Source organism: Aquipuribacter aurantiacus (genome assembly GCF_051216895.1).
Classification (GTDB): domain Bacteria; phylum Actinomycetota; class Actinomycetes; order Actinomycetales; family JBBAYJ01; genus Aquipuribacter.
Window position 1 is genome coordinate 1 of the sequence record NZ_JBPKAO010000024.1, and the last position, 4,278, is coordinate 4,278.

General features: G+C 71.2%; 3 protein-coding genes and 1 pseudogene. 1 reads left to right on the plus strand and 3 read right to left on the minus strand.

Features of this window, described 5'->3' with window-relative positions:
* Together ACR80Q_RS18100 and ACR80Q_RS18105 are read right to left on the minus strand one after the other, a co-directional pair.
* The coding region (locus tag ACR80Q_RS18100; RefSeq protein WP_435379051.1) for a hypothetical protein at positions 1-291 on the minus strand (291 nt) is incomplete at its 3' end.
* A 401-nt stretch (positions 292-692) separates the two neighbouring features.
* Positions 693-1,292, minus strand: a complete 600-nt coding sequence (locus tag ACR80Q_RS18105) for a hypothetical protein (protein ID WP_435379052.1) — start codon at positions 1,290-1,292, stop codon at positions 693-695.
* Positions 1,293-1,524: 232 nt separating this feature from the next.
* Between ACR80Q_RS18105 and ACR80Q_RS18110 the strand changes: the two genes are divergently transcribed.
* Positions 1,525-2,403 (plus strand): Rid family hydrolase, encoded by an 879-nt coding sequence (locus ACR80Q_RS18110; RefSeq protein ID WP_435379053.1) that lies wholly within the window; start codon positions 1,525-1,527, stop codon positions 2,401-2,403.
* Between the two features lie 357 nt (positions 2,404-2,760).
* On the opposite strand, the pseudogene ACR80Q_RS18115 reads toward ACR80Q_RS18110, so the two are convergent.
* Positions 2,761-4,278, minus strand: a pseudogene (locus tag ACR80Q_RS18115) (glycoside hydrolase family 2 protein); the annotation flags it as partial.

Here is a 4,278-nt window from a genome sequence, read left to right on the forward strand (position 1 = left end):
GGGCTCGTTCTCCCGCATCCCGGGCAGGTACGCGATGCCGAGACCCGCGCACTCCGACCGCTCACCATCCCCGGCCACCCACGCCGACGACACCGGTTCCGCGGTGACCTCCGCCCAGACGCTGCCCAGTTCGGTGCGCTGCGTGAGGGCGTCGCCGTTCGTGACCCACCACCAGGTCGGCAGGTTCACCAGCGCCGGGTTCTCGTTCAACCCGTCCGGGCTCACCCCGACAGACGGCGTCGGCAGATGCAACGTGTTCCGCGCCTCAGCAGCGAGCATCCCGGGCGTCACCTGTGGCACGTCAGCAGGAGCCGCGCCACCCGCCCCGTCGGGCACCCACAGGATGAGCCGACCGCCACCCGACCGTGAGCAGTCCTGAAGCACGAACTGCCCGCCCGTGCGAGGACCATCCGGTCCAGCCTCCACAGTCGCCCCCACCCCCACGGCCTCCGCAGATGTCAGCGGCCGATAGGTGCAGGGGGCCGGGCTAGCTCCAGCGGCGACGGCGCTTGCTTGCCCGTCTCTCGAGACCGGGGCACGGGATGCGGGCTCACTCGGCGTCCTAACCTCCGTCTCGACACGGGCCCCACCCCCACCGCCCGGACGAACGATCGGATCGGCGGCGGCCGGTGCCTGGACAAGGAGAAGGGCGGCTCCCATGACGAAGCAGGCGGCAGCGCCAAGAGACCGCCTCATTCGCAGAACACCCCAGGATCGTCCGTGTACTCGGTGGCAGACACCTTCCAAGCCCCGTCAACCAGCGTCAGCGTCGTCTGCACCGAGTCTGGGAACTGCCCGACTACCAGGGGTTCCTGCGTCTCCTCGTCCTGCAAGATCACGCCTCTTGTGTCTTGACAGTCTTGAACGACGGCCTCGCCATCACCAAGAGACGCCACTCGCGGATCCATGACTGGCGAGCCCACTACGACCTCACCAGCGAGGAAGTCCGCCTTGATCGCACCGTTGGTCTGCTCGAACTGGGCGCCAGTGGACACCGGCTCCAGGTAGACCTGCGATTGCTGCGGATCCGCGTTGGCCTCGTCGACCGCCGCGTAGAACGCCCGGTAGGCGTCGAGGACGGCTGCCTCCTCGGGGGTCGCAGTCTCGGCCGGAGCGGTGGGTTCGACGGCGGGGAGGTCGCCTGTCGGCTCCGCCGACGCGGTGGCGGAAGCCGTCGTAGGCGCTGCAGTGGGTGGTGTCGAGAGGTCGAGACCTTCCTCGGAACCGCCGCCCCCAGAACAGCCAGCGAGGACCATGACTCCGAGTAGGAGGACGATCTTGCTTCGCCTCATGGTCCCTCCCCGCACGAGCGACGGTTGCGAATGTAGACCCGCAACAGGCGTGTGTCACGACCCATTTGTCCGCACTTACAGACGGCACAGCCCTCCACACCTCAACAGGGCAGGCGCGCAGCCCTCGTGATCAGCGGGCTCCCAACTTTCTGCCCCCGACAGCGTCGGCGCCGACCGGGGTGCGGTGGCCCGGCCCAGTCGCACGCACCTTGGCCGGCCATAGCCTCGTGCCGTGCCCTCTCATGCGACCTCAGACGATCCACCCGCCCTGTTCCCCGGCGTGGACTACGCGTACACGGCGACCGTGCCCCCGGGCGCGGGTCTCGTGCTGACCGCTGGGGCCTGTCCCCTGGACGAAAACGGCGTGGTGGTCGCGGCGGGCGACGTGACCGCCCAGACCCACCAGGTGATGGCGAACCTCCGCACGGCGCTCCGCGACGCCGGCAGCGACCTGCAGCACGTGGCGCGGACGACGGTTTACGTGGCGTCGGCGGACCCGGCCGACCTGGTCGCCGCCTGGGACGTCGTACGCGACGCGTTCACCCCTCACACCCCACCCAGCACCCTGCTCGGAGTCACCGCCCTCGGGTACCCGGACCAGCTCGTCGAGGTCGAGGCAACGGCCGTCGCTGCGGCGCCGGCAACCGACGCGGATGACCCCGACCGCGACGCGCTGCTCACGTTCTGCCTGCAGCAGCTCGACGCCCTGACCGCACTCGTCGGCGCTCTGGACGACGAGACGGCCAACCGGCGCCCGGACCGCCCCGGCGCCAACTCCCTCGTCGCCGTCCTGGTGCACTGCTGCGGGATGGCCCGGCGCTGGTCGAGCACCGTCAACCGGGGAGTTCCGGTGCCCCGCGACCGTGACGCCGAGTTCACCGCCCGCATGCCCGTCGCAGACGCCCTCGGTCTGGCGGCCACCACCCGGGAGGCCTTCATCGACGACGTCCGGGCCACCAGGCTCGACGCTGCCCCGGTGGCCGTCCCAACCGGACGGGAGGACTTCTGGACCCGCACATGCCGAGGGGTACTGCTGCACGTACTGGAGGAGCTCAGCCAGCACCTGGGGCAAGCCGAGATCACCCGGGACGAGATCACCCACGCCGCCTGAGACTCCTGCCGGCTCGCCGGCCCCTCACTGCTGCGGCATCAAGCCAATCCCCGGCACGCCGGCCACCGCGACTGTTTGACCACACAAGCCCACCGCCATGGACGATCAGCCCCGGGCCAGGCCAGGCGACCTCCGCACCAGATGCACCCGCCCACAACCGCACCGCGACGCCCGGGCCCACACAGGACCGGTCCCCTGGCCTGCGACGTAGGCCCGGTCAAGCACCCTTCAGCACACCCCCTGTCGGTTTCCTGACCTGCATCTTGCAGAACCGCCGACCGTCCTCAGACGCAGGACTTGGCCTCCGAAGGAGCGAGACCACGAACACGGCGGCGGATCCCGACGCGAGTGGCCCCGTCAGTCCCCGTCCCCCGCCGCACCGCTCGTCACCGGTGATGGGCCGGGGCGGCCCAGCAGGTCGTTGGCGCAGCGCAGCACGTCGGTCCCCAGCAGCGCGTGCGCGTCGGCGAGTCCGCCGCAGCGGACCTGGAGCACCGCCTGCTCCCCCGGGAGCAGGGTGAGGAGCATGTCGTCGACGACGGCGTCGGAGTCGAGGCCGTCGGCCAGCAGCGCAAGGTCCTTGACCAGGCCGGTCGCGGTGACGTCGACCCGGTACCCGCCGTCCACCGACGTCACGGTCGCCGTGAACGGGTCGGCGGGCAGGGCCAAGTCACGGTCCTCACCGAACCACCAGAACCCCCGCGGCCCCAACGGGTCACCAGTCACGCCCAAGGTGGCCAGCAGCATCTCGCTGTGTTGGTCACCCGGGGTCGCCACGTCGGTCGGGACTACCGCCTCCCACGTGGAGCGGGGCCCGGTCCGGACCTCCAGCGTGACCGTGGCCAGCTCGCTGCCGTCCAGCGCGAGCCGGCGGACCACCAGCTCCCCGGCCACCGCGTCGGCGTGGTCGTTGACGACCACCACCACCAGGTCGTCGCCGCGCGGCTGCACGGTGACCAGCCGGTCGGCGTGGGCGTGGCGCAGCGCGTACAACGTCGGCTTGGCGCGGCCGTCGCCGTCCACGGCCGACCACGACGTCACCGGCCAGCAGTCGTTGAGCTGCCACACGATGCTGCCCGAGCAGTGCGGGCTCAGCGCACGCAGGTGCTCCACGGCCGTCCCGACCGCGCGGGCCTGGTTGAGCGACATGGCCCAGTGCCAGTCACGCATGTCGTCCGGTACGGGCAGGTGACGGACCAGGCCCCGCTCGAGCTTGCGCTGGCCCTCCATGGCCTTCTGGTGCACGAGCATGCCGGGCGACTCCGGCGTCAACGGGTCGTCGGACACCGAGCGGCGCAGCGTCGACCAGGCGGGCGGGCCCTGCCAGCCGAACTCCGACGCGAACCTCGGGCGGTGCGCCCGGTAGTCCAGGTAGTCGCGCTCGTTCCACACGTCCCACACGTGCGTGAGGCCGTGGGCGTCGTCGTTGGGGTGGCGCACCTCGCCGTCCGGGCCGACCGGGGAGAACGGGCTGCCGGGCACGTAGGACCGGGCGGGGTCGAGCTCGGCGAGCAGTTCCGGCAGCAGCCGCGAGTAGTAGCCCTCGCCCCAGGTCTTTCCGTCGAGGCGGACCTCCCACTCCCAGTCCACGAACCCCCAGAGGTTCTCGTTGCCGCCGTTCCACAGCACCAGGCTCGGGTGCGGCGACAGCCGGGTGACGTTGTCCCGGACCTCGGCCACGATCTCGCTGCGCAGCGGCTCCTCCTCGGCGTAGCAGGCGCACGCGAACAGGAAGTCCTGCCAGACCAGCAGGCCGCGCTCGTCGCACTCGTCGTAGAAGGCGTCCGCCTCGTAGATCCCGCCGCCCCAGACCCGGACCAGGTTGACGCCGGCGTCCGTGGCCTGCTCGAGGCGCCGGGCGTAGCGGGCCCGGTC